This is a genomic window from Pseudoalteromonas sp. SG45-5 (assembly GCF_014164085.1).
In the GTDB taxonomy this organism is placed as follows: domain Bacteria; phylum Pseudomonadota; class Gammaproteobacteria; order Enterobacterales; family Alteromonadaceae; genus Pseudoalteromonas; species Pseudoalteromonas aliena.
Window position 1 is genome coordinate 66,720 of the sequence record NZ_JACJEM010000007.1, and the last position, 25,951, is coordinate 92,670.

At 38.7% G+C, this 25,951-nt stretch carries 20 protein-coding genes; 5 read left to right on the forward strand and 15 right to left on the reverse strand.

Going from position 1 to position 25,951, the window contains the following annotated elements:
* Positions 1–180 precede the first annotated feature (180 nt).
* The 14 genes from mdoH to H5119_RS03430 form a co-directional block, all read right to left on the reverse strand.
* Positions 181–2,142 (reverse strand): glucans biosynthesis glucosyltransferase MdoH, encoded by a 1,962-nt coding sequence (gene mdoH, locus H5119_RS03365; RefSeq protein WP_182701212.1) that lies wholly within the window; start codon positions 2,140–2,142, stop codon positions 181–183.
* Complete coding sequence (locus tag H5119_RS03370) at positions 2,114–3,733, reverse strand: glucan biosynthesis protein G (RefSeq protein WP_182701213.1); 1,620 nt, start codon at positions 3,731–3,733, stop codon at positions 2,114–2,116. Before H5119_RS03370 ends, mdoH begins: the two co-directional genes overlap by 29 nt.
* A gap of 537 nt (positions 3,734–4,270) precedes the next feature.
* Positions 4,271–6,922: an ExeM/NucH family extracellular endonuclease gene (locus H5119_RS03375; protein WP_182701214.1), complete on the reverse strand. Its 2,652-nt coding sequence runs from the start codon at positions 6,920–6,922 to the stop codon at positions 4,271–4,273.
* A gap of 121 nt (positions 6,923–7,043) precedes the next feature.
* Positions 7,044–8,054 carry a porphobilinogen synthase gene (gene hemB, locus H5119_RS03380; RefSeq protein WP_182701215.1) on the reverse strand — a complete coding sequence of 337 codons (1,011 nt, stop codon included), beginning with the start codon at positions 8,052–8,054 and terminating at the stop codon, positions 7,044–7,046.
* Between the two features lie 12 nt (positions 8,055–8,066).
* Positions 8,067–9,920 carry a diguanylate cyclase gene (locus H5119_RS03385; RefSeq protein ID WP_182701216.1) on the reverse strand — a complete coding sequence of 618 codons (1,854 nt, stop codon included), beginning with the start codon at positions 9,918–9,920 and terminating at the stop codon, positions 8,067–8,069.
* Complete coding sequence (locus tag H5119_RS03390) at positions 9,920–10,705, reverse strand: TatD family hydrolase (protein ID WP_182701217.1); 786 nt, start codon at positions 10,703–10,705, stop codon at positions 9,920–9,922. Before H5119_RS03390 ends, H5119_RS03385 begins: the two co-directional genes overlap by 1 nt.
* The gene (locus H5119_RS03395) at positions 10,705–11,175 is read right to left on the reverse strand and encodes a hypothetical protein (RefSeq protein ID WP_182701218.1); all 471 of its coding nucleotides are present in this window, start codon (positions 11,173–11,175) and stop codon (positions 10,705–10,707) included. The genes H5119_RS03390 and H5119_RS03395 overlap by 1 nt, the downstream gene beginning before the upstream one ends.
* A 1-nt stretch (position 11,176) precedes the next feature.
* Complete coding sequence (tatC, locus tag H5119_RS03400) at positions 11,177–11,917, reverse strand: twin-arginine translocase subunit TatC (protein WP_077536431.1); 741 nt, start codon at positions 11,915–11,917, stop codon at positions 11,177–11,179.
* Positions 11,918–11,966: 49 nt separating this feature from the next.
* Positions 11,967–12,299 carry a Sec-independent protein translocase protein TatB gene (tatB, locus tag H5119_RS03405; protein ID WP_182701219.1) on the reverse strand — a complete coding sequence of 111 codons (333 nt, stop codon included), beginning with the start codon at positions 12,297–12,299 and terminating at the stop codon, positions 11,967–11,969.
* Between the two features lie 5 nt (positions 12,300–12,304).
* Entirely contained in the window at positions 12,305–12,547 is a 243-nt protein-coding gene (gene tatA, locus H5119_RS03410; RefSeq protein ID WP_182701220.1) for a twin-arginine translocase TatA/TatE family subunit, read from the reverse strand.
* Between the two features lie 80 nt (positions 12,548–12,627).
* Entirely contained in the window at positions 12,628–14,229 is a 1,602-nt protein-coding gene (gene ubiB, locus H5119_RS03415) for a ubiquinone biosynthesis regulatory protein kinase UbiB (RefSeq protein ID WP_182701221.1), read from the reverse strand.
* 9 nt (positions 14,230–14,238) lie between these two features.
* Positions 14,239–14,913, reverse strand: coding sequence for an SCP2 domain-containing protein (locus tag H5119_RS03420; RefSeq protein ID WP_182701222.1), 675 nt, complete (start codon positions 14,911–14,913; stop codon positions 14,239–14,241).
* A 13-nt stretch (positions 14,914–14,926) separates the two neighbouring features.
* Positions 14,927–15,682 (reverse strand): bifunctional demethylmenaquinone methyltransferase/2-methoxy-6-polyprenyl-1,4-benzoquinol methylase UbiE, encoded by a 756-nt coding sequence (gene ubiE, locus H5119_RS03425; protein ID WP_182701223.1) that lies wholly within the window; start codon positions 15,680–15,682, stop codon positions 14,927–14,929.
* A gap of 82 nt (positions 15,683–15,764) precedes the next feature.
* The gene (locus H5119_RS03430) at positions 15,765–16,751 is read right to left on the reverse strand and encodes a GGDEF domain-containing protein (protein ID WP_182701239.1); all 987 of its coding nucleotides are present in this window, start codon (positions 16,749–16,751) and stop codon (positions 15,765–15,767) included.
* A gap of 357 nt (positions 16,752–17,108) precedes the next feature.
* Between H5119_RS03430 and H5119_RS03435 the strand changes: the two genes are divergently transcribed.
* A complete protein-coding gene (locus tag H5119_RS03435; RefSeq protein ID WP_182701224.1) occupies positions 17,109–18,887 on the forward strand; it encodes a DUF885 family protein in 1,779 nt (592 codons plus the stop codon).
* A gap of 98 nt (positions 18,888–18,985) precedes the next feature.
* The gene (locus H5119_RS03440; RefSeq protein ID WP_182701225.1) at positions 18,986–20,467 is read left to right on the forward strand and encodes an FMN-binding glutamate synthase family protein; all 1,482 of its coding nucleotides are present in this window, start codon (positions 18,986–18,988) and stop codon (positions 20,465–20,467) included.
* Positions 20,468–20,663: 196 nt separating this feature from the next.
* On the opposite strand, the gene H5119_RS03445 is transcribed toward H5119_RS03440, so the two are convergent.
* Positions 20,664–22,895 carry a winged helix-turn-helix domain-containing protein gene (locus H5119_RS03445; RefSeq protein WP_182701226.1) on the reverse strand — a complete coding sequence of 744 codons (2,232 nt, stop codon included), beginning with the start codon at positions 22,893–22,895 and terminating at the stop codon, positions 20,664–20,666.
* Positions 22,896–23,033: 138 nt separating this feature from the next.
* Between H5119_RS03445 and H5119_RS03450 the strand changes: the two genes are divergently transcribed.
* From H5119_RS03450 to H5119_RS03460, 3 genes are all read left to right on the forward strand, one after another.
* On the forward strand, positions 23,034–23,807 hold the full coding sequence (locus H5119_RS03450; protein WP_182701227.1) for an amidohydrolase: 774 nt from the start codon (positions 23,034–23,036) through the stop codon (positions 23,805–23,807).
* A gap of 76 nt (positions 23,808–23,883) precedes the next feature.
* The gene (locus H5119_RS03455) at positions 23,884–25,299 is read left to right on the forward strand and encodes a mannose-1-phosphate guanylyltransferase/mannose-6-phosphate isomerase (protein ID WP_182701228.1); all 1,416 of its coding nucleotides are present in this window, start codon (positions 23,884–23,886) and stop codon (positions 25,297–25,299) included.
* Positions 25,300–25,337: 38 nt separating this feature from the next.
* The gene (locus H5119_RS03460) at positions 25,338–25,913 is read left to right on the forward strand and encodes a hypothetical protein (protein ID WP_182701229.1); all 576 of its coding nucleotides are present in this window, start codon (positions 25,338–25,340) and stop codon (positions 25,911–25,913) included.
* Positions 25,914–25,951: the final 38 nt, after the last annotated feature.

Here is a 25,951-nt window from a genome sequence, read left to right on the forward strand (position 1 = left end):
TGGCGCTAACTGCGCTAAAAGTTTCTGCTATTGAGTCACTAAATAACGAAATGTTTTCCTTGTTATCGAGGCCATTTTTTTTACCTCAAAATAGCTCTCTTAATTAATCGAATTGGTGTTATTTTATCGTGCATTAAAAAAGGAGCAATACGTTGCCCCTTTTTTGTTTATTGGGTAGTGTTAGTTAAACTTTTTTATTACCTTTGCTTTTAGCGCTTTCATCTTTAGTTTACGCGGCTTGCTAAAGCACTGAATAGGCATTGTTACCAAGTGCTCTTTTGGCAGCACAGGCACAATTGCTGGGTATTGGCCTTCTTTCGGAACTGAGATTTCTTTCAGGTGTACCTTCAGCGCTGCTAGTGTTGAATCGTTATCTACTTCACTAGGGCAAATAAATATACCTATTTTTCTGAGGAATACGCCTAGTTTGATACTGCTTGAATAGCGCACAATCGGAGCCGCCAATACCAAGCCTAGTAAAATAGGTGAGAGCCACCAAAAGAATACGGGAGTGAAGTAATAAGCAGTGCTGCCCCATACTATAGCCACAATGGTTGAAAATAACGTATAACTAAACGCTTCTTTCCATGGAACCATTCGACCTTCGCGTGGCTGGGCATCCCACTTCACTTTTTTCCCTAAAAATACGCAAACAACAAAGTAGGCATGAAATACCATCATAAGCGGCGCAACGATAATTGCGAATATAGTTTCTATTAAAGAGCCTAATATAAGCTTAATAGAACCACCAAAACGCTTTTTCCTGTGTATAAGAGTTACGATCACACCCATTAGTTTAGGGAGTAACAATATGATAATGGTTAAATATAATAACGAATCTATTAAGTCGGTTTTTGCGATTTGCCACGTAGGAAATAATTGGTATGCGCGATTAAAATACACATCACTATTTAGCGCACGAGTGACTGCATCTATGGTGCTTAGCGCTAACATCGATAACCAAATTAATGATGAAATATAAGCGGTTGCGCCCAATAGAAAGTGAAATTTACTCATTAGCTTTAACTTTGGCGAAGACAATAAGCCAAGATGCTGAATATTGCCTTGTACCCAACGTCTGTCGCGTACAGCATAATCTAAAATGTTACTTGGAACTTCTTCATAACTTCCTTCAATGTCTGATAGGAGCAATACGTCCCAATTAGCACTGTGCAGCAAAGACGCTTCAACAAAATCATGGCTGAGTATTTCACCACCAAATGGGGCGTTACCTTTTAAAGTAGGTAAGCCACAGCAGGCAATAAATGCATCAACTCTAATTATTGCGTTATGGCCCCAGTAATTTGCTTTATCGGTTTGCCAAAACGCAGAGCCTGTCGCCAGCATTGGGCTGTAAAGCACGGAGGCAAATTGTAAAAATCGCCCAAAAAAGGTGTCTTGGCGAACGGGGATCGGAATTGTTTGAATAAGACCGACGTTAGGGTTGTTTAACATACTAGTAGTGAGCTCTAGCATGCATTTTCCGGTCATTACGCTATCAGCATCAAGTACAATCATATGGTCGTACTGGCTTCCCCAGCGCTCACAAAAGTCGGTTAGGTTACCAACTTTGCGGTGTTTGTTATTTTCGCGACGACGATAGAATACGTGTTTTGCTGTATCACCTACGCGTTCACACAATGCATGCCATGCACTTAGTTCGTTTTTAGCTATTTGTGGATCTTGCGTATCGCTTAGCAAATAAAAGTCAAAATGATTAAGTTGCCCCGTCTCCTTTAGCGATTGTAAGCTTACTTCAAAGCCAGCAATAACACGATGAGTATCCTCGTTATAAATTGGCATCACAACGGCTGTTCTTTGCTGCGCTAGCGCTTGGCTATTAGGCTCAATTGGCTTCACACGCCTAAGAGTGAGTGGATCAATGCGTAAAAGCTGTAATATAAAGCCAATTGTACCACTGCAAAATGCGGTTACAATCCACGCAAACGTAATTGAAAATAAAGCCAGTAGTGCATATTCGAGTAAAGTCATCCCGTTGGAATTTAAAATTTCAAACATGATTGACATACCGTAACCCGATATACCAATAGCAGCGATGGCAAATAACCATACGCGAAGTGTTTTAAAAGGCATTGATGTTCCTTGGTTTTGCTTACTTGATGTCATTTGGATACCAAACATAACTCCATACCTCACTAATTTCTTTATCACGTAGTTTTAGCGATAAACGCATATCTACTGGCTTACCGTCCTGTGGTGCAATTTTAAAAGCCACACGCCAGCCAAAAGTATCGGGTAGTTTTTGTACCGTTACATCGCTTACTTCGCCAGTTGTTAGTTGAATGTCGGCTATTACGTTTAGCTTTTCAGATAATTGATTAAGCTCGGATCCTGAAAAATCGACAGTGAATTGACGATGACTTTTTGGCGGTGGATTGTCTTCGCCTGGTAGTGCAGCACTACCAATTCGAGTACGAACGACGCGTGCTTTTTCATGCTGATTTAATTGAGCGTTAAACGTTGTCATTTTATAGCTGAGCTTTAATGAATCACCCGCCTTAAATGATTTTTCAGGCACCCAATAACTTACTATATTGTCGTTAGTTTCGGTATCTGTAGGTATTTCTACCAGCTCTACTCGGCCATTGCCCCATTCACCTTCAGGTTCAATCCAAAGGCTAGGGCGGTCGTGGTAATGGGCTTCGGTATCAAAATAGTTATTAAAGTCTCGATCGCGTTGGGCTAAACCAAAGCCTTTAGGGTTGTTGTATGAAAAAGAAGTCACACTGAGTTGGGCTGGGTTATTAAGAGGGCGCCATATCCATTTGTTATCTTGAGACTGTGTTAATAAGCCGTCAGAGTCGTGAACTTCAGGGCGGTAGTCATCAAAAAACTTAGTGCTGTTTTCACCGTGATAAAACATGCTTGTTAGAGGTGCTACACCCAGTTTTTTAACGTCTTTACGTGCAAATATTTGCATATCAACTTTTACAGCTGTGTTAGTGCTAGGGTCTATATCAAATCGATATGCGCCAGATACTGTTGGGCTATCAAGTAATGCAAACATAACAATATTTGTTTGCTGTGGTTTTGGCTTAACTAACCAAAACTCTTTAAACACAGGAAATTCTTCGCCTGAGGCTTCTGCGGTATCAATAGCTAAACCGCGAGCGGATAACCCGTAAACTTGATTGGGGCCGACAACACGAAAGTATGAAGCGCCCTGAAATACCATGACCTCATCTTTGTACTCATTGGTATTTAGAGGGTAATGGAGTCTAAAACCGGCATGGCCTAATTGCATGTTAGCGACGCTTTTATCTATTTCGTCTTTTAAAGGCGCTGCTGTTGAGTCGTACTGATAAAAATTAGTGCTAAAAGGTAAGCGGTTGCGCTTAGAATCACTATCAACGGTATTTATAGTTACAGGTGTTTTATATAAAAAGCCTGGGTGAAATAGCTGTACTTCATATAGACTTTCGTCTTTCCATACCGATTTATCTTTTTTAAAGCGAATAGATCGATAGTCTTGGTAATCAATATTATTGAGTGCATCAAGCTCAATATTTTTAGGCGCAATGTATTCTTCAGCGGCTAGCTTTTTTGCACGTGCGCTTATTACATCAAATAAACTGCTTTGTGGAATTGCAGCATCAACAGTTGCAGCAAATGCTTGATGAGTGTTTCCCAAAGTCGAAAACATAATAAGTAGACCCAAAAGTGGCTTTGAGCATAGTGGCCAGGTTGGTATTAAATGGGTTAATTGTTTCATTTTCGTTCCTTTATAAAAACAACTTATTTTTATGGTTAGGTTGATATTGATTTACCTGCTTTAAACTGACTAGATCTACAACTGAATGCAAAAACCTTCTATATCAATAGTTAATACCAAACTGCATAGATCTTTGAGCAATTTAACGAATTAAATTGCACTCTAACGTCGTTAAAATTTTTTATTTAGAACAACTAGATAAAAATTTTTTTGCCTAGTTCTAGCGTAATTTTCTTAACGTTAAATAGACCCCAGATATAAGCAGATTGGTATAACCTAATCTAGAATGAGTTAGGTATACCACTTGGATAAAATTAATTTGGTTTCGTGTAATGATTTATTGGTTAAGCAGATGATTGTGAAATCGTATGAGGATATTACGGGCTGTTTACTGAAGCTTGTCTGAATTACATTTGTATATGGATAGAAAAATAATTTATGGGGGGCGATATATAATATCAATCTATAGAAGTCGACTATGAGTAGTTCAAAGTATTTACTAATAAGTCTTAGTAAATACTTTGAACCGAGTGTCAGCTAGTCTGCGTATTTTGTTGCTTTGTAGCTTAATTTAACGTTCCAGAACGGTGCCAGTCCATTTATACGAACTTTCCACTTACCGCCTTTTGGATTGGTAAATGTGCAGCTTTCAGTGTTTCCTCTATTTATTGAAGCACAATCATTTCTAAAGTAAGTTGGCTTTTTATTGTGTCGCGCAAATAAGTTGGCGTCGCCCCAGCCACCGTTAAGGTTAATTGTAAGCTCGTCGTATCCTTCTGGGATTTCAACGGTATAGCTCTTCCACCAAAACCAGCCGCTAATATTATTAATTTCACCCGTTATTACCTCAGGCTCAGGAGTTGTAACAGAGGTAGAGCGAATATCAATAATTACAGGGTCATGATCTGACGCGCGATAAGCACTTTCTGAGTAAAGACTAGATTGTTGAGCATCACTTTTAAATTCAACATTATAATCAAGCGAAATTGGCTCATCAGCATTAATATGCCAGTCTTTAGCCGATACAACTTTACTAAGTAATGATGCACTTGCTACAGCATGGTCAAGGCTACCAGCACGACCAGAAAAGCTATAAGAATAGCCAAGCGTATTGCCATCTAATTCAGAAATAACATTTTTATAGCCTTTATCTGCAAACGCACGTATAGGGTCTTCCATCGCATAAGCATTCATGTCGCCGACTAAAATAATATCTTCGTCGTCAATACCAGTCGGTTTGCTGTTTAACCAATCAGCGTATGCATTAGCGCCTTGCGTACGTATTTCATTCCAACAAGCTTGGCCATCATTTTGATCTTCGTTAGCACCACTGGCACTGCCGCAACCACCTTTAGATTTTAAGTGTGCTACAGCCACTGTAAATACTTCGTCGGTTGCTAAAGATTTAAAGCTTTGCGCAATCGGAGCACGATTACTAAAATCAAATGGTGTATCAGTTGTAATAGCGGCGGTACCGACTTCTTCTACTTTATTGGTGCGGTAAATCAATGCGGTAGTAATTGCATCAGTGCCAATTTTATCAAGATTAAAGTTAACAAATGCGTATTGATTGGCCGTATCAGCGTCGTTCAACGCATTTACTAGGCTCGCAATAGCGCTAAATTCACCAAAGCCATCATTTTCTATTTCCATCAAGCCAACAACATCGGCCTGCATTGCACTAATCGCACTGACAATTTTAGCTTCTTGGCGAATAAATTCTGCTTCTGAATCTGCCCCGCGACTAGTAGGGAAGCCTTGGCCTTCACCGTCGCCATTAAAGTAATTAAGCACATTAAAGCTTGCTACACGTAGATCTGCTTCAGTGCTTAGCTCTGGTGCATCTTTACGCGCATTTGTTGCAATAAACTGAGGTGTTACAGTTGGATGAATACGATAAAGATTAAAGCTATAAGCCAGCGCACCGGTAATGGTATTTACCGTGTCACCAGTACGTAATGTATTTTCTGCCGATAAACCCGGCGCAGGGTAGGCGGTAGGATCTAGGTTTTGAGCCGTTGAACCGTCATCAATTAAGATTTTTTTAGTTAAATTTGCGGCTTCAATTGTATTGGCCGCTTCACCCGGTAATGCGATTTGCGTACCTTGGTATAAGCGCTCTGTTGCTACTTCTACTTCACCATATCGCCCAAGAGCATAGTTATTGGTAACCACCAATGGTTGTTCTAATGTAACTAGCATGCCTTCAAATGGTTCTAAATCATCTGTATTGGCTAAAGGTAAAGTGATTTTTGTCGCAGCTACAGTTAAACCAGTATCACAAACAGACACTTGGCTTACGCTGCCAATTTGTGTTGCATTGAAATACTCTTCAACAGTACCTTGCACGCGCACATGGTCTCCAACACTTACGTCAGTATTTGCAAAGTATACAAATACACCTTCGGAAGTTAGCGGGTTAGCATCTATATCATCAGCAAGTGAGCTTACAAAAAAGCCTTTCAATTGACCGTCACCTTGGAAGTCTGCGGTTACAACACCTTCTAGTTCAACAAGAGTACCCATAAGTGGACTTGCAGCACCATTGCCTTGAATGACATTAATTTGTGTTTTATCTGCCCCACACACTAATGGTTCAAGCGGTTCTGGCTCTGGATCTACAGGGGTTGTGCTACCAAAAATACCTAGGCCATCAAAGTCATCTTGGCTGAACTGAATCCATTCTTCACTTGGATCAAAGGTCGAATCGGGTAAGGTACGACCAATTAATATACTCTCTTTGCGACGAAGTGTTTTATTTTGTGTTTTTACTCCGCCTCCAGACCAAAATGAACCTGGATCAACACCGCGTTGACCAAAGCTATCAATAACAGTCGCGCCTTGAGTAAGTACTAATGCATCATCACCATTAAAATTAGCAACGGCACTACTAATGTTTGCTTTGTCTTTAAGTGCAGTTACAGAGGATGCATTGGCGATAACATAAGTGCTGTTAGCTGCAAGGTTGCCGGTTAAGCTGATTTTATTGCTTAGCGTTGTTTTACCATTTGAATATAAGCTGAGCGTATAATCATCAAGTGAAATTTCGCTTGATGATGTGTTATAAAGCTCTATTGCTTTGTTGTTACTGCTACCTTCAATGTACTCAGATATTATTAGATTAGCAGAGGCAGGTGCGCTTAGGCTTGCGATGACGAGTGCCAGCGGTGTTATTTTTGTTTTAAACATATTTAGTTTTTCCCGTGTATTAATATCCCAAATGGGACACCAGTCTAGGGAAAAAAAGTGACAGAAATAATACTTTAATGTTAATAAATGTAAACAAGGCGGTTTCCCGCCTTTTGATTATTTATTTTTTAGCTAGATACTGTGCAGCTTGCTTTGCAAAGTAAGTCAAAATACCGTCAGCTCCAGCACGTTTGAATGCAAGTAAAGACTCCATTATGGTTGCTTCTTCAGCGAGCCAGCCGTTATCAATCGCGGCTTTATGCATGGCATATTCTCCGCTCACTTGATATGCAAAAGTAGGCACACCAAACTCATCTTTAACGCGGCGTACAATATCTAAATAAGGCATACCTGGCTTAACCATAACCATGTCTGCACCTTCTTGTAAGTCTAGAGCTACTTCACGAATGGCTTCGTCGGAGTTTGCAGGATCCATTTGGTAGGTTTTTTTATCGGCTCCTTTAAGGTTACCTGCCGAGCCAACAGCATCTCTAAACGGCCCATAGTAGCTTGACGCGTATTTTGCTGAATAAGCCATAATACGAGTATGAATAAACCCGTCTGCTTCAAGTGCTTCGCGAATAGCTGCAATGCGACCGTCCATCATATCTGAAGGAGCAATAACATCGGCCCCAGCTTCGGCATGGGATAGTGCTTGTTTAACTAAAATCTCAGTGGTTACGTCATTCATTACGTAACCTGTGTCATCAATAATGCCGTCCTGACCATGTGTTGTAAATGGATCAAGCGCTACATCGGTGATCACACCTAACTCTGGGAACGCTTCTTTTAATGCGCGAACGGTGCGTTGTGCCAAACCATCATCGTTGTATGCTTCTTCGGCCATAAGCGATTTTTTATCTGCTGGCGTAACCGGAAAAATTGCAACCGCAGGTACGCCAAGCTCAACCAGCTCTTTAGCTTCTATTAGTAATAAATCAATAGATAAGCGTTCTATGCCTGGCATTGATTCAATTGCTTCACGACGATTTTTGCCCTCTAGCACAAATACCGGGTAAATAAGATCATTAACACTAAGTTGGTTTTCGGCCATTAGGCGGCGCGAAAAATCACTACGGCGCATTCTGCGCATGCGAGTGTACGGAAAAAGGTCGAGTCCTGATTGGGCCATATTAATATGCTCCTACTGTGGGATTGGAAAGGTAACTACTTGATCGCGGCCGTTTTGTTTAGCGTAATAAAGCGCTTTATCGGCGCATTCAGTAAAAATTTCAGGTTTGTTAATATCATCGGCAACACAGGTATAAATACCTGCGCTAATTGTAAATTTAATTTCAGTACTCGCAACCGTTACGGCACTTTTTGCGATTGCTTTGCGCATTTGCTCTGCAATATCAAATGCTCCATTTTGTGGTGTGTTTGGTAAAAGCACTACAAACTCTTCACCGCCATAACGTGCGACCTCATCAAGTGGGCGTTTTAAATTGTTCTTAATAATACCAGACACTGCTTTAATTACTTGATCGCCAGTTAAATGCCCGTATGTATCATTGACTAATTTAAAGTGATCGATATCAAGCATAATTATACTCAACGGGGTTTGTTCACGGCGAGAGCGACGCAATTCCATTATTAATTTTTTATCAAAGAATCGACGATTTTTTACACCGGTTAAAGCATCTTCAGTATTGAGTTGTTCAAGCTCTCTATTTTTTTCTTCAAGTTCTCTTAAGGTTACTTGTAGTTCAAAGGTGCGTTCATCAACTTGTGCTTCAAGTTCTTGGCTTGCTTCTTCTTGTAAGGCAAGGCGCTCTTTTAGTAACGCATCTTGAGCTGCACTCTCAGCAATTAAGGTTTGTTGCGTTACTACCTGTTTGTCGTGTTCTAAAATAGATTGTTTCATTGCGGCGTAACACAGGCTAAAAGCACAACCTAAAAAGCAAATAAAAACAAACGTAAGGCTACTTCGATTAAACGCATATAAGTCAAAAACAACAACGCTAAAGTACAGCATAACCACTAAAAATGAGCTGAGTGAAAATAGCAGTGCTTTACTTGGTTTAGAAGGGTTAGTTCGTATACATATTAGTGTAGTCAAAAGGTAAAGGCTCAATACAATAGGCGTAATAGCTAAACAAAGAAGCGTGGCCATTGAGCTTGGTAGCAACCAAATAAATAACAGTAAAATCGCAAATAAACTGCTTGTTATATTTTGTGTATGCAATAAAAAAGAGGATTTAAGTTGGCAAATTTGTTGCTGCAAAGGCAAAAACAATAATGTAATTATCATAATTAAAATAGGAATTATTATTTGCTGGATTGCGGGAAAGTTAGGATGAAAGTAGCGCACACCAAACCCACAAAAATATGAAAGCAGTAAGCCCAAGGTAAGCGTTATTATACTCACGTAAGCAAAGTAGGGCTTCTTTGAAAAACCATACAAAACAAGACAACTTAAGGCCAACGAAAAAACAAAACCAATAATCAAACCGTATATTAGATTAATTTTACTTTTATGGGCTAAGTAGGCATCTTGTTGCCATAAAGTAAGTGGTATACGCAATCCTCCATCGTTAGTCACTTTGAGTATAACAGTCGTTATGCTATTTGCGGGCAACGTTAACTTAACTAATAATGATTCACTTTTTATAGGGCGCTCGGCGAGTTTAAACGTATCACCAACTTGGCTATGGGAAAGTAGTTCTGAATTATTTAAGTGAAATACCTGAGCTTCATTTAATAGCGGATTATCAAGTGAGAGCAAAGGAGCTACATCGTAGTTTAATGTATTTTTCAATGTAAAATAAAGCCATACAGGTCGTTTTTCAAAGCCTAAGTTAAGTGGTTTATTTGTTATTTTTTGCCATTTTTTAAAATCGCTTTGTGTTGCGTTTAATAGCGATGTGGGGGCAAAAGAGTAGTGTAAACTATTGATGTTTTGTTGCTTGAAATCTTGGTTTATTATTATAGGGTTTGCAAAAGAAAAAAATGCGCAAAGTAACATTAATAGGCTAAATAATGTTTTTGCGTATGCCATTAACGTGTCTCTAGACTAAAAAGTTGATAGAAGTTTTCTGTAGTTTGCTTTGCTATTATCTTTTCATCTATTTGGTAAAGTTGAGCCAGTGTTTGGCAAATATAAGGTAGTAATGAAGGTTCATTTTTACGTGATTTGGGCTTAGGTTTAACTGTGCGTGGAATTAAAAATGGCGCATCAGTTTCAATTAATAAACGCTCTATTGGAATGCTTGGTATTAGCTTTTGCAGTTCTTTACCGCGCCTTTCGTCGCACACCCAGCCCGTAATGCCTATATAAAGTCCTAAATCTAAATAGCTTTGCAATGCATTAGCATCGCCGGTAAAACAGTGTAATATTCCTCGCACGTTAAACTCTTTGAGAATAGCAAGCATATCTTCAAAAGCATCACGCTCATGCAAATAAACAGGCAAGTTTAAACTTTCAGCAAGCGCAAGTTGGCGCCTAAAGACGCTGCGTTGAGTATCTCTAGGTGAAAAGTCACGGTTATAATCTAATCCACATTCACCAATCGCAATAACATGATTATGGCTTGCGAGGCTGGTTAGCTGATTTTCTAGTTCTTCGGTCGCTGATTTTGCATCGTGAGGGTGTATACCCGCTGTAGAATATTGTTGAAACTTTATAGCAAGTTCAAGCGATTGCTCGCTACTAGCTATATCACAGCCAATAATTAGCATATGACGAACACCAGCATCTTTTGCGCGATGCACAATATCGTAATGCTGATTATCAAATTGATGGTTGGTTAAATTAACCCCAGAATCAATTAAGGTATATAGCATTATTTAGTTCGTTTAACGCGAATAGAGCGGTTTTGACCATCTTTTTTTAATAAAAATGAGTTAAATACGCCACGACTGATTACGATAGTATCTGCTGTTTTTAAACGCATACTATCTGAACCAATTTGACGCCATTGTTGATCGTTATCTAGCGTAATAATCAGCTCGCCATAAGCCGCTTCTTCAATAGTTGCAACGATTGCTTTAATGGCTGTATCTTTTTCTTGATGGGTTTCTTTATGTTCTAAACCAAAATCGCTCATCTTTATTGTCGATGAAGCTTGCGCTGCTACTGACGTTTTTATTAATGGTTTGCCAGCAATTAAGTTGTCGTAGCAATTTAAGCGACTTAAATCATTTTTAATTACACTACACGCTTGCAGCGTCTGTTCATTTATGGCTGTTTCTGCTTGCGTTGTAAAAGTCGAAGCGCTTAATAGAATCAACAGTAAGAATAGGTGTTTTTTCATTTTATTCCTCAGATTCTTGTTGTGGTTTAACGGTATAAAATTTCGCTAGAATTAAACCTAGTTCAAACAAAATCAGCATGGGTATCGCTAATAAGGTTTGTGATAACACATCGGGCGGCGTTAAAAACATAGCCAATACAAAAACGCCTACAATAATATAAGGGCGCTTTTCTTTTAAGCTTTGCGTTGTTGTTGCGCCGCTCCAGCATAAAAGCATAATGGCTACCGGTATTTCAAAGGCAATGCCAAACGCAAAAAATAATTTCAATACAAAACTCAAGTAGCTACTTATATCGGGCGCAAGAGTCATCATCTCAGGGCCTGTACTTGTAAAAAAGCCTAAAATAATAGGTAACACTGCGAAGTAGCAAAATGCAATGCCACTATAAAATAAAATAATACTAGAGGCGAGTATGGGCATGAGCATACGTTTTTCGTGCTGGTATAAACCAGGTGCTATAAATCCCCAAATTTGATGCAGTATCCACGGAATAGATCCAAATAACGCCACAAATAATGTCAGTTTAAAGGGAGCAAAAAACGGTGCTGTTACATCGGTTGCAATCATAGTCGCGGTACTTGGTAAGTGCGAAACCAATGGTGCTGCGACAAATGTATAGATATCGTTTGAAAAATACGCAATGGCGATAAAAATAGCTAAAATACTTAATAGCGATTTAATGAGCCGATCGCGCAGCTCAATTAAATGAGCAACAAACCCTGATTTTACTTCCTCAGCCATTACTTTTTATACCATATAAATAAGTTGACCAAATTGAGAGTGGTTAGTTTCACTTTTTTTCATCAACTTGGTGGTTATTGGGTTTTTCTATGTGATCTTTTTTATAACTGTGGGTTACTGATTGTGCGGCCTGCTGTAGCTCACTTAACGAACTTTGTAGTTCAGGGCTTAGATCTTTTAAATTTTGTTGCTCAGCTTTTTTAAGATTTTCGTGTAATTCGTGCACACGCAATTCTTCACTTACTTCGGCTTTCACTGAGTTTGCTAAAGATTTAGCTGTTTTTATCCAGCGACTCACCGTTCTAATAGCGACAGGTAAACGCTCGGGGCCTAATACGACTAAGCCAACAATTAAAACAATAACAAGCTCCCACATACCCATGCTAATTAAGCCTTATTATTATCTTTGGTTTTGTCAGTGTTGGTAGGCTCAGTAGGTGTTGCGTTTTCTGATTTTTGAATTTGCTCAGCCATATCTTTATCTACGTCTTTATCATCAGATATAGCTTTTTTAAACCCTTTAACTGCACCGCCTAAATCACTACCCATGCCGCGTAATTTCTTTGTGCCAAAAAGTACAACGATTATCGCTAAAACAATCAGTAATTGCCAAATACCCATATTGCCCATGGTTTTCTCCAATATATAAAACGGTTAAATGTATATTTTAAATACTAATTATACGCCGACTAGCGTAAATAGCACTTAGTTTATTCGCTGCGCCATGCTGCTATAAAACCTACTATTGAGCAAGAAATTGCAATACTTGCAGCAACTAAATCATGCTGTAAATAACAAAGCGCCGACATGATCATCGTCGCACTCGCAAACAAACTTAACACTAACGGTTTATGGGATGCCTTTTGAATATGTATTTGAGCTTGAGGTGTTCGTTTTAAATTTTGATAAATTAAATCAGGTAATTCAGGCATTTTTTCTGCCCAAAAAGGTAAATTAGCATACATCTTTTTTAGTACTGATAACGGACCAACTTGCTGCTTTACCCAATCTTCTAAAAAGGGCTTAGCTGTTTTCCATAAGTCGAGTTGAGGGTAAAGCTGACGCCCTAATCCTTCAACGTATAATAAGGTTTTTTGTAGTAATACTAATTGCGGTTGTACCTGCATATTAAAACGGCGAGCAGTATTGAATAAATTAACAAGTACGTGACCAAACGAAATTTCGGCTAAAGGCTTATTAAATATAGGTTCGCAGACGGTACGAATCGCAAATTCAAATTCTTCAATGCTGGTGTCGGCTGGCACCCAGCCTGAATCGACATGCAGCTGTGCAACTTGGCGATAATCTCGATTAAAAAAGGCGATAAAGTTTTCAGCTAAATAGCGTTTGTCTTCTTTATTCAGTGTGCCAACAATGCCGCAGTCGATGCCAATATATTTTGGGTTTTCAGGATGCTCACGAGATACAAAAATATTGCCAGGATGCATGTCAGCGTGAAAAAAGCTGTCTCTAAATACTTGTGTAAAAAATACTTCTACGCCACGTTCAGCAAGTAATTTCATATTAGTGTTTTGTGCTAATAATGCATCGGTATCTGATACGGGAATACCGTAAATGCGCTCCATCACCAATATATTATGACGACTGTAATCACTATACACAGCAGGGATATAAAGCGAGTCAGAGTCTTCAAAGTTACGCTTAAGCTGAATACCATTAGCTCCTTCGCGCATTAAGTCGAGCTCATCGAGCAGCGTTTTCTTATATTCTTTAACAACCTCTACTGGGCGTAGACGTTTTGACTCATTGTGTACAGTGGCAAGTACCTTGGCGAGCTTTTCCATTAACGCTAAATCGGCATTAATTTGCTCATGAATATTAGGTCGGATAACTTTAATGACGACATCTTGTGCAATGCTTTGATCGTCAATTAATTTAGCTGTATGTACTTGTGCTATTGATGCTGAGGCCAGTGGTGTTTGCGAAAACTCACTAAATAACTCGCTAATATCATTTATACCAAGGGATTTTTCTATAATTTTTTGTGCAAGTTCACCTTCAAAAGGTTGTACTTGATCTTGTAAAAATGCGAGCTCTAGAGCGATATCGTGCGGTAGTAAATCGCGCCGAGTAGAAAGCATTTGACCAAATTTAATCCACACAGGCCCAAGTTCTTGTAATGCTAAGCGTAAACGCAAACCTGCTGGTTTTTCTTTATGTTGATTGCGCAACCAAAATAAGCTGCCTCGTGCAATTTTGGCAAACCAAGGCGTTTTATGTTTAGGAACTAACTCATCCAACCCGTAGCTAAGCAGTGTTTTAGTGATGTAATACAATCGTGCAGTCGACACAAAAAATCCTTAGCGAGTTTTAATGTTTAGGAGGGCGTTTATACGCTGTTCAACAACAGCAACTTGACTTTTAAGTACTCGGTTTTGTTGTTTAAATTGCTCAAGTTCTAATGGATGAATCGTAATAGCAAGCTCATCCTGACATAAACTAGTCAGTGTTGTGCTTAACTGTTTTTTTACTTTACTGCCTTGCTGCTTAAGCGAGGTTAATTGTAAATACAGTTGCTGAGCTGGCGCATCGCCAATATGCTTTGATAGCTGTTCTGGCCAATCAATATCTAAACTAGAGAATGCATTACTGTAGGTTTGAGCAATATGTAAATCGCCTTGCAAATCGAGTTTGTCTTGGCGTATAAGCTGCGTAAGCATCGCTGGATTTTTGAGTGCAATGAGCGTATCAATATCAGCGCTAATCATACAATCAGCATTGTCGCTGTTTTGCGCCGAATATAAATGCAGTTTATCATCAGCGAAAACAAGTTGAATTGTTTGTTGCCAATCTCTCACTTCAACAACTAAGCGCTGTTGCTTAACAGCGTTTAGTTTTGGCAAAAGCTGTGGGTCGAGTTTGAGTGCTTGATTCAGTACGCGCTCAATAAGCGAAAGTACAAAGTTTGGTAGCATAAAAAAAGTAGATGTATCAAGTGCATCATTATTTTTTTCAGTTGCTTGTTCAAGCACCATATCACTCTCTGCCTTAGTATTTAAAACCACGGTGAAGTGCAACAATACCACCTGTTAGGTTTTGATAAGTTGTTTGTTCAAAGCCAGCTTCATTCATCATTTCTTTTAATGTATCTTGATCTGGGTGCATACGAATCGATTCCGCTAAATATTTATAAGACTCGCTGTCATTAGCCACTATTTTGCCCATTGTTGGCAACAAATTGAATGAGTAAAAATCGTAAGCTTTACTGAGTATTTCATGCTCAGGTTTTGAAAACTCGAGGACCAACAAACGGCCGCCTGGCTTTAAAATTCGGTACATAGAACGAAGAGCTTTGTCTTTATCGGTTACATTACGTAAACCAAAAGCGATAGTGATCACATCAAAGCTATTATCTGGGAATGGCAGCATTTCAGCATTCATTTGCACGTAGTCGATATTACCTACTAAACCGAGGTTATGCAGTTTCTCACGACCAACTTTTAGCATAGAAGAGTTAATGTCGCCTAAAACAACTTGGCCTGTTTCACCTACTAGTTGGCTAAATTTAGCGGTTAAATCACCTGTGCCACCAGCTAAATCAAGAACATGGTGGCCTTTACGTACACCAGAGCTCGCAATGGTTTGGCGTTTCCATAAGCGATGCACACCAAAAGACATCAGATCGTTCATTACATCATATTTTGCTGCTACTGAGTGAAATACATCTGCAACCAATGATGCTTTATCGTCTTCAGCTACTGTTTTATAGCCAAAATGCGTGGTCTTTTCTGGTGTCTCGTTCATGATTAATCCTATCGTGGCAATAGAGCTTAGTGTACTTTATTGTGCTGTATGGGTGCAATTTGAATATGATCTACCAGGTGATTTAATGCCCAGCTGTAAAACAGCTTTGTCCAAGTGAACGGGCTTTAAAGGCTGCTTGAGATGCTTTTTTTGCAAGTTGATTAAAGTTGTCTACCAAGTCATGTTGTGCAATACCTAAAGATAAATTAATAGCTGGGAATTTAATGCCGCTTTTTGAGCTTACAAAACGTAATTTCTCTACCCCATTACGTACTTTCTCGGCAATTAGTGTCGCTGTTTCAGGATCGATATCAGTAAGTAATACGGTAAATTGATCTTTTGCTGTTCGCCCTGCTAAGCCACTTTGAAATACATATTTTTGCACTTGTTTAGCTACTTTATTTAAAATAACCTCACTGATCATGTCACCATAATTATCGGTAAAATGGTCAAGGTTATCTATTTGTATTGCAATGGCGCAAATAGATTTTTCTTGATTAGTCCATAGTTGCGTTTGCTGTGTTAAATAGTGGCGTTTATAAAGCCCTGTTTGACTATCAACAATATGCTCTTTGCGAAGTTGGGTAAGCTGTTTTTGGGTTTTATTATGTAACTGTTTAGCCTTACTCAATTCTTGTTGAAACTTTTTTTGCTGCTTAAGCAAAGCGTTTGTCTGCTCGCTGAGTGTTTTTAGTGCAAGGCGGCTTTGTTCTACATTATTTTCATCAAAACTATGTACGCATTCATTTACGTGGTCAGCAAAACGAACAATTTGCTTTTCTGTATTGTGTGCACTTAACGAGAGGGAATTTATTACAACATCAACATTTTGAATTATTGATGCTTGTTTTGTATGTCCTAAATTTAAAAATTCAAAGTATAAATGCTCGATTAAAATACTATCTATGCATTCATCTTCAGCAATCTTACGATCTACTTCATTATTCAGCGCACTATTTATTTGGCTAATATAGGTATAAACAACCTGAAAATTAAGTGGTGTAGGGGGTAGAGCATAACGCTCTAAAAACATACACACTTTAGTCATTTTTTCTTGTGCTACAGCCATGGAGTCATGGAACATCATTTGTAAATACCAACTAAGTACATGCAAGTGCCAATTAAAATAACTCAATCCTTGAGGTGGTTTTGCATCCAAGCTTTTATTCTTTTTTACTACAGTAATCGTTATGGTTACTATTTAAAAGTAAAAACGGATACTTAGGAACTTAAATATTCATTTTGGCAACTTGATAGCTGATTTTACCATCAACTTTAGCTTTTTTAAGCTAAAAATTAATCAGCCGAGGTTAATTGGCTAATAGGCATTAGTTACATTGTAATACTGAACTTGGTCTCATTTACTTGCTATTTATTTGACCTTCGATATTTTTGTAAAATATATTATATCCTGAAGTTAATTATAATGAGCCATTCTGTACTGCGACCACTACGCCAATCTCTTTTTTGTGGGGTGCTTTTATGCACGCTAAGTGCGTGTCAAATAACAACGTTCAATGCAGACCAACAGTTTACAAAAGTAGCGGAAAATATTGTTGATTACAGGCAAAGCATCAGCCCATACAGTAATTTAGAAGGGGTAGATGGTTACTTGTTGGCAAATTTGTCACCCGAGTTTTTAGCACGAGAATATAACAATAAAATACAGTTACTTGCTGAACTAGATGCCATAAACGTTGAAAAATTAAGTGATGAGAATCAAATAAATTTCAGTATTATTAGAGCGCAAATACAAAATAGCGTTGATGAATATGTATTTAATGCGCACTATATGCCGCTGACATCCGAGTATGGTTTTCATTCGGGCTTATCGTACATCGTAAATAGCTCGCAGTATAAAACACAGCAAAATTATCAAACTTATTTAGCACAACTAGCGCAAGTGCCTCGTTTTTTTGAACAAAATATCTATTGGATGAAAAAAGGTCTCGAGACGGGTCTTACTCAGCCCCAAGCTGTATTAAAAGGTTATGAAGAGTCAATTAGCGCCTACATAGTCGATGATGTGACGACGTCTGAGTTTTATAAACCCTTTTTAACGAATACAGCAGGTTTAAGCGACAGTGAATTTAAAGCGCTACAGAAAAAAGCTGAAGTCATTATAAAAGAAAAAGTTATACAGTCTTATAAACACTATTTAGCATTTTTTACGCAGCAGTACCGACCAGGCGCACGCACAAGTATTGGTATATCAGAAACACCCAACGGGGAAGCTTTTTATAAAAATAGAGCTAAGCACTACACTACGACTCAAATGACACCTAAAGAGATTCATGAGCTAGGCCTAAAAGAGGTCGCTCGTATTCGTAGTGAAATGGAAGATGTCATAAAAGAAGTGGGTTTTAAAGGCACGTTTGCCGAATTTATTCACTTTTTACGTACGGATCCACAGTTTTATGCCACCACAGCAGAGCAGCTTTTAAAAGAGGCCGCTTACATTGCAAAAAAAATGGATGCTCAGCTTCCTAAGTTATTCAATACTTTGCCACGTAAACCTTATGGGGTAGCGCCAGTACCAGCAAACATTGCGCCTAAATACACAACAGGTCGCTATTCTGGTTCCAATCGAGACGATGAGGCTGGTTATTATTGGGTTAACACTTATGCACTCGACAAGCGGCCTTTGTATGTTTTAGAAGCGCTTACTTTACATGAGGCGGTACCTGGGCATCATTTACAAATTTCACTCAATGCAGAACTAGAAAACTTACCGAGCTATCGTCGCGATGCTTATTTATCAGCATTTGGTGAGGGTTGGGGGCTTTACTCTGAATATTTAGGGATCGAAGCTGGCTTTTATCAAAATCCCTATAGTCAATTTGGGCGCTTAACGTATGAAATGTGGCGAGCCGCGCGTCTAGTCGTTGATACGGGAATGCATATGTATGGCTGGAGCAAAGAGCGAGCAATGAATTTTATGAGCGAAAACACTGCGCTTTCGCTGCATAATGTAGAAACCGAAACAGACCGGTATATTTCGTGGCCTGCGCAAGCGCTATCATATAAAATTGGTGAATTAACAATTAAGGGTTTACGGGCTGAGGCAGAACAAGCACTAGGGAAAAACTTTGACATACGTGAGTTTCATAATCAAGTTTTACGCCATGGTTCAGTGCCATTATCAGTACTGGAGACACAGGTGCGTTTGTATATAAAAGCTGAGTTGGCAAAGCAGCAGAGTTAACCACAAAACGGTTAAAGTCTTGAACAAATAAAAGTGTTATGTCATTTTGGTGGGCATAGCACTTTTTTATTTTAGAAACAGCCATCAAGGGGCCTTCGATGAGCAATTTTATAATGTTTAGTATTGATGTATTTGCGAGTATGTTTATTGTTTTTTTAGGGTTATTAGTGTTAACAGTCATTATTTTTTATATTCGTGATGTGACACAAACTAAGCATGCGATCAGGCGTAATTACCCTGTAATTGGTCGCTTTCGATATTTTTTTGAGCGCCAAGGTGAGTTTTTTAGACAGTATTTTTTTGCTCAAGACCGAGAAGAAATGCCATTTAACCGTGCAGAACGCAGTTGGGTTTATCGTGCTGCAAAAGATGTTGATCGCACCGCTGCATTTGGCTCTACACAAAGCTTAGAAGTAACAGGCACCGTCATGTTTATGAACTGTGCATTCCCCACGCTTGACGAAGAAGCGCTTGATCCTAGTAATGTGACTTTAGGGCCTTATTGCAAGAAGCCTTACACCACAAATTCACTCTTTAATGTTTCGGGTATGAGCTTTGGTGCACTTTCAAAACCTGCTGTACGTGCTTTATCAAAAGGGGCAAAGTTAGCAGGTTGTTGGATGAACACAGGCGAAGGCGGCTTGAGCCCTTATCATTTAGAAGGTGGGGCTGATTTAGTCTTTCAAATTGGTACCGCTAAATACGGTGTGCGCGATGAACACGGAAATTTAAGTACTGAAAAACTCAAAGAAGTAGCCGCTCATGAACAAGTAAAAATGTTTGAGTTAAAAATGAGTCAAGGGGCTAAACCAGGAAAAGGCGGTATGTTACCTGGGAGAAAAGTTAACGCCGAAATAGCAAATATCAGAGGTATACCAGAAGGGCAAGACTCTATCAGTCCTAACGGTCATCCCGAAATTAAAAACCCAGGCGATATTCTCGATATGATTGCTATGGTGCGTAACGCGACTGGAAAGCCAACAGGTTTTAAAGCGGTCATTGGTGCTTACGGGTGGTTAGAAACTTTGTTTGCTGAAATTAATCACCGAGGTATAGAGTCAGCACCTGACTTTATTACCATTGATAGTGCTGATGGAGGGACTGGCGCAGCTCCGCAACCTCTTATGGATTCGGTGGGTTTACCACTGCGTGAAAGTTTACCGTTAGTTGTCAGTATGCTTAAAAAACACGGGCTTCGAGATCGTATTAAAATTATTACTTCAGGCAAACTAATAGTCCCTTCAAAGGTTGCTTGGGCGCTAGCACTTGGCGCTGATTTTGTAGTATCAGCACGGGGTCATATGTTTGCTCTTGGCTGTATTCAGGCTATGCAGTGTAATAAAGATACCTGTCCTACGGGGATCACTACACATAATGAGCGGTTACAACGAGGTTTAAATGTGGCAGATAAAGCGCAGCGAGTAGCTAACTATAATAAGTATGTTCATTATGGTGCAGGACTCATTGCACACTCTTGTGGTGTTAGTAGTGCTCGCGAATTAAAGCGTGAGCATGTACGTATAGTGCAAGAAAGCGGCCTTTCAGAACCGCTAGATAAAATGTACGAAAACTATAAGTGAACAGTAAAATATAAAAGGCGTTGTAGTACTTTTTTGCCTTTTTATTTATTGAAAGTAAGATGTTTTAGTACGCTATAGTTTCAATAGAGTGGTATTGCTTGCAAAATAAACGCCTATGATCTTTCAGCCTGTGGGGAAGCCGCTTGTGTTCTACCATTGTTTATATAGGCAATGGCAGAACGCTAAACATTTTACATTAGAGGCTAAAAAAAGATACAGGTCGTTCGATTTCAGGCATATCTTTTGCTGCTTCTTTATAAAGCTCAATGTAGTTTTTATTTTGTGCTGTTAAAACTGAGATATGTAGAGTGTTGTCTTGAATGTTACTACCAAGTATAAGGCTCATTACTTTATTTGAGGGGGTAAATACAGTTTCAACCTTTGTAAGCTTATCGAGAGGTGCTCTGTAAATATCAGTTTCGGTAGTAAAGTATAAGAATCCGCTATCGTAGTTGAGTTGCCGTAATGATTGTTTTATTTTTTGTAGCTCTTTCGATAGAGATAGCTTTTTTAATTGATGGCTTACCATGTCATATTGGATGAGTTGTTGGGTTCTATTGTTTACTATGAGTTCAGTGCTGTTGATCCAGTCAAATGAAAATGGCATTAAGATATTAACTTTATCCCATGTAGATTGTTGACGGTCGTAAATATTCAATGTGCTATTCATCTGCTTGTCGGTGCTTAATAGGGCGATGTATTGGCCGTTAATTTTTGCAGTTGTTATGCTTCCTCTAGCTGGCCATTGTTCGATGACAGAAAAGTCATTCGTGTTTAAAAGTGTTAGTAATAATTTTTCTTTATTGTATATAAGTAATGCATTCTGGCTTAAATCAGCATCCAATACCCTATTATTTTTACCAATAATAGAGGTAATGTCTTTATATTGACTATTATGTTTTAGCCAATGGCTAACCCCATGAAAGTTTCTTACTTGAAAATAAGTGTTTTGCTTTTCTAATTTGAAGCCATTCGCTTCATTTTTAGCTGGATTAGCAATTTCTGTTTGAGTATTTTTATCTAAATCCAAAATTAATAAATCATGATCATGTAGATCTGTACTATTTAAAATACTATTTTTGCTTAGCGAAAAAGCGTAGTTAGATCTTGCTATAGGGGCATGTATAGCTGGCAACATTTGCATTTCGTCTAAAGAATATGATTCTATCGTGCTTGTATGGCGGTCATACCATAGTAGTTCATTATTTTTTCTATCATAAGTTATAACCCATATTCTATATGGCTGAACGATAAGCTTTATAGGAGAGCTTCCATCTAAGTTAGACATATATATTTCAGAGTGGGTAATTTGATGGCGTTCATATATAATTCGGCTTGGATTTGGTATGACGGCTAATAATAAATCTCCGGTACCATTAATATTGGGGTTGGTAATTCGAATTTCTTCTTTAGTGTCTAAATCTAATGAATACAGGGCTGTTAAATGAGCAATATTACGATAATTATTGCGTGAAAATATGGCCGTGTTGTCTATTTCAGTGTAATCAAATATATATTTTAGATTTGCATCTAAAAGTGGGTTATTTAGATGTTGAAGTTTGGGCTGCGCACTCAATAAATCGCTTGCTTGAATTATCTCACATTCTGCCTTGGTAGAGTTTTTACATTGGGTATAAAATAGTCTTTCACTGTCATGAGACCAGCCATTAACCACAAGGTAGCCTGAGTCGATCAATAGCTCTTTCCCCGTTTCTAAATTAATTATGTAAAGTGTGGTTTTAGTATTTTTGTCCATACTATCAACTAAAAAAGCAAGCTTATCTTTATGTGGGGACAGTCTGAGATTGTAATGCGTACCTTTGTGCCATGATATTGTTTGTGCGGAGAGCTTTAGCTCTTTAGGTGTAGGCGCTGAATGTGTTTGCTGGTTTTTTGGTTTTTGCTCGGTGGATAGAATTGTAATAGCTACGAATGCTCCGAGTAATAAAATAAGTAAAGATAAAATGAGCTTTCGCGAACGCTTAATTGTGAAATTGGTATTATTAGAGGTAGTAGTGTTTGTTTGAACCGAGGCTACGTTTTGAATAGTTTCAACAGATTCAGTAGAAGCTATTATTGGAGTCGCTTCTGGCATTATTACCGGAATGAATAAACTGTAGCCAGTGCGGTAATGAGTTTTAATGCTTTGGCCTGGCTGCTTTGCTGATTTAAGGGCTTTTCTTAACTCTGAAATAGCACGATTTATAGCATTATCATCTACATAACTTTGTAGCCAAATCTTTTCAGCGAGTTCTTGACGAGGAATTATCCGCCCATTATGCTCAATAAAATGGCATAATAATTTGAATAATAAAGGCTCTAACTCTCTGGTATTATCGCCGTCGCTAATACTTTGCTGATCAATGTTAAGTTGCCACTCACCAATTACGACAATATTTCCTTTAGTGAGAAAACTAGCTAACCTCATGCCTAATCCTTTAATTATTTATACTTTTATCACCACGGAATAATAACAGATGTTGTTTGTTATTAGGGTATTTTTGTTTACTGTATGTAAACTAGAATTAGTTATTATCAATATATGCAATAAAGGTCTTCTATCACCATGTCAAATTTAACGTTAGTACTACTACAAAGCTCGCTACACTGGCTTGACAAAGATGCTAACTTAGCCATGTTTGATAAACAACTCGACGCTATTACTAAACGGCCAGATCTCATTTTATTACCCGAAACATTTTCGACTGGCTTTGCTATAAACCTAGACTGTGCAGAACCCGAAAATGGCAAAGTACTTATGTGGCTAAAAGCGCAAGCACATAAGCATAATGCGGTTGTGGCAGGGTCGGTATTGGTTGTGCAAGGTGATAAAAAAGCGAATCGATTTTATTGGGTTAAACCCAGTGGAGATGTAAGTTATTACGATAAACGCCATTTATTTCGCCTAGGTAATGAAGGCGATTTTGTTGTCGCTGGGCAAGCGCGTAAAGTTTTTGAAATCAACGGTTTTAAATTATTGCCTCAGGTGTGTTACGACTTACGCTTTCCGGTATTTCAACGTAATAACAACGACTACGATGTAATGATAAACGTAGCAAATTGGCCTGCTGTGCGTCGCCATATTTGGGATACGTTACTCATGGCGCGTGCAATAGAGAACTTGTGCTACGTAGTGGGCGTGAATCGCGTGGGTGAAGACGGTAACGGTATTGCACATAACGGTGGTACAGCGGTATACGATTTTAAAGGCGATGCACTCGCAAAAGCGCAAGATAACACCGAGCAGCTAGTTACTATCACGCTTGAAAAAACGCCACTGGATGAGTTTAAGGCAGCGTTTCCTGCCTATTTAGACGCAGACCCTTTTACATTAATGTAGGGCGCGTTAATTTAGCGTCGAGCCAATAAAGTGTTAAAATAGTTGCTGATATTTTCTGTTGGCGGCAAATTTCCGTATGAATACTTTAATCACTCCTGTAATTTTAGCTGGTGGCATAGGCTCTCGCTTATGGCCGCTTTCTCGCCAAGCAATGCCTAAGCAGTTTTTACCGCTGCTTAGTGAAAATACGTCATTACTGCAAAGCACGCTTGCACGTGTTTCTGGTAATCAGTTTAGTAACGCTATTTTAGTGTGCAACGAGCAGCACCGGTTTATTGCCGCTGAACAAAGTGAGCAAGCAAGGCCACAAGCAATATTGTTAGAGCCACAAGGTAAAAATACTGCGCCGGCGATTGCTCTTGCAGCGTATTACGCACTGCAAAATGGTATCACAGGACCGATGTTAGTGATGCCGGCCGATCATCATATTGAAGATTTTAATAAACTAATAAAGCAATTAAAGAGTGCTGCAGAACTGGCTATTCAAGGTAAAATTGTGACATTTGCAATTACGCCAACAGGGCCTCACACAGGTTATGGTTATATAAAACAGGGGGCAGCCATTACAAATACAGGTTGCTTCGATGTTGCCCAATTTAAAGAAAAACCTAACTTAGACACAGCAACTCGCTATTTAGCTCAAGGTGGTTATAGCTGGAATAGCGGCATGTTTTTATTTACCCCAACAGTCTATTTGAAAGAGTTAGCACGTTTTGCGCCAAAAATAGCAACTAGCGTGGAGCAAGCAGCCAAATTTACTAAAGATTTAGGTTTTACACGGCCACATAAAAGTGCGCTTGAAAGCTGCCCTAGTAACTCTATCGATTACGCTATTTTAGAGCGTAGTAACAATGTGGTCGTCATGCCTGTTGATTTAAAGTGGAGTGATGTTGGTAGCTTTTCATCCCTTGACAGACTTACAAAAAAGGATGAAAACGGTAATAGTTTGAATGCTAATTACATGGCTCAAAAAAGTACTAATAACTTAGTTATTAATGAGGCTGAGCACACAATAGCTACGCTTGGGGTAAGTGATTTAGCGATTATTCATACTCATGATGCCACGTTAATCGCAAGCCAACATGAGCTGGACTCTCTGCCTTTGTTACTTAAGCAAATTGCTACAACACAGGCTGATAAACTTAACCATCATCAAGTGGTTTTTCGCCCATGGGGGAATTACCGTACTTTGGTTGAAGGCACTGGCTTTAAAGTTAAAAAAATTACTGTTAATAGTGGAGCTAAACTGTCGACGCAGCGCCATCAGTATCGGGCTGAACATTGGGTTGTGGTTTCGGGTATTGCAGATGTATGTATTAACAAGCAAGCCTATACATTAACGCATGACCAGTCGTGTTATATCGCTGCACAGCAAATCCATAGCTTGGCTAATAATCAAAAAGAGCTGTTAATTGTCATAGAAGTGCAAACGGGTACAGTGCTTGATGAAAACGATATAGAGCGATTTGATGACAAATATGGCAGAGATTAAAAAACCAAAGTTATGTCAAAAAGGGCGCTTTGATATCTATGAGTAAAGTAATTTATAAAATCACGCCAGATGTTAATCATTACAGAGTCATTTTTCCTGATAGCGAAGCCTTGTGTGAATCTGAGTTATGGAAACCTGATGGTTCATCAAAAGAGTCGACATTAATAAATTTTAGTGCCCATTATAATCAAGAAAAAAAGACTCCTTTAGGTGATTTTACTGCAATTAATTTACAAGGCCTTGCTATAAGGGATTATGTTGCAAATGAATTGGCAGAGATTTTTGAAGATTCTGGTGAGCTACTGCCTTTCTATATAGGTGATGACAACTGGTACTTTTACAACATCACTCGAAAAGTAGAGGGTATGCTGAATGTTGGAATGAGTACTTTTATGCTACCCAGTTTAAATATTGGGTTACAAAAAGCGGTATTCAAAAATGAAAAGTTACCGAAGCATAGCTGTATATTTAAAATGCCAGAGGATCGCTTTGAAGGTACATATGTTTTTGATTCTCGTATAAATGATAAAGATATTTCTTTAAACCTCTTTTGTGCCTTACGAGCACATGGTTTCACCGGTCTTAACTTTGAAGAGATAGCGAGATTTGATTAACTCGAAATGCAATGTAAAAAAATCTTAACGCTTTTTAA